The sequence below is a fragment of the Candidatus Symbiopectobacterium sp. NZEC135 genome (assembly GCF_025962695.1).
Genome location: NZ_JAGFPF010000502.1, coordinates 1 through 1,300, shown reverse-complemented (window position 1 = coordinate 1,300; position 1,300 = coordinate 1). Strand labels below are relative to the sequence as shown.

Annotated in this window: 2 protein-coding genes; both read right to left on the bottom strand. The window is 52.6% G+C overall.

What is annotated here, in order from left to right:
• Positions 1-113, bottom strand: a 113-nt coding sequence (locus tag J5224_RS35915) for an acyl-CoA dehydrogenase family protein (RefSeq protein ID WP_413544736.1), incomplete at its 3' end; no start/stop codon positions are given.
• 127 nt (positions 114-240) lie between these two features.
• Positions 241-1,300: GntP family permease (locus J5224_RS28250; protein WP_264628427.1), on the bottom strand; the 1,060-nt coding region annotated here is incomplete at its 5' end.

Genomic DNA, 1,300 nt, shown 5'->3' with positions numbered 1-1,300 from the left:
GGGAAACGGTGCTGTTTATCAATAATAGCGGCAATGGGTTTAATATCGCTGTCCACAAACTCTCTGACCATATTACGAATCAGCGTTTGTTCTTCGTTAAGTTCGAAATTCATTTTTACGTCTCCCGATAATCTTACTGGAATAAATAGTTATTCCCTGGTGTTTCATATTTTTTCGGTACGCGGTTACAAGATAATTACCACGCACCGGCGTAGATCACGTCCTGATTAACAGAGGAGGTTATCCACCGAGCATAGTGATAGAGGCGGGCAACACAGCGTAAAGCAGCAGCATAAAGGCCATGGCAACCAACGGAATGGCTAACGTCAGCATACCGACCGGACCATAGGCTTGTTTATGGCTGACACCGCACACACTCAGTACGGTAATAATCAATCCGTTAAAGGGTGGCGTGGTACTCATGCAGGCCATGGTCGCCACGCGGTGCAATGCCCCCTGATCCACCACCGCAGCCGGAAACATAGAGGCAATCAGCGGCATGGCGATACTGAGTGCACCCGAGCCGGAACCGCTGATAAACACCAACGCACCGACGGCAATGGCGGTGACCATCAATGGGCTCAGCCCGGAATGCGCGATCGCCTGAAAGGATTCCTGAAACGCAGGCAGCTTCATGACCAGCGCGCCAAAACCGACGATGACCGCCGTGTTAAACAGAGACACCACGCCCTCCATGGTGCCTGCCGCCAGGTTGCCGATAATCTCTTTCCAGTTGAGATAGCGAGCGTAAATAATCAGTGCCGAAACGATGGCGCAAAACAGCGCAATTGCCGGGTCCCATTTCAAAATATTCAGCACCGACAGCAACAGCAGCATCGGCAACAGCGCAATGATCACATGGGGCTGCGGCTTATCTTTTGCCGCACTCTGCGGAGCATTGCTTTTCCCGGCGGCGGCATCGTCATCCACCCACCCTTCGCCGCTGGCTTTCACTTTGCGAAACAGCCATGACAGATAGAAGATCACCAATGTCGCCTGAAAAGCGGCCGTCAATAATCCTGGCACTAACCCCGCAGTGGCTGAGGTGCCGAGAAACTTCATCGGTATCAGGTTCTGGATTTGGGGAGAACCCGGCATGATCATGACAAAGGTGCCCGCACCGGCAAAATAGACAGCGGGGATCAGCCTGCGCGGCAAATTGGCTTTTTTGAACATGCTGACCATCATGGAGTAGACGGTAAACAGCGCCACAAACACCGAGACACCGCCATACGCCAGAATGGCACAGGCTGCCACCAATGAGGGGATTACCGCCCTTTCACCAAATTTACCGATGATG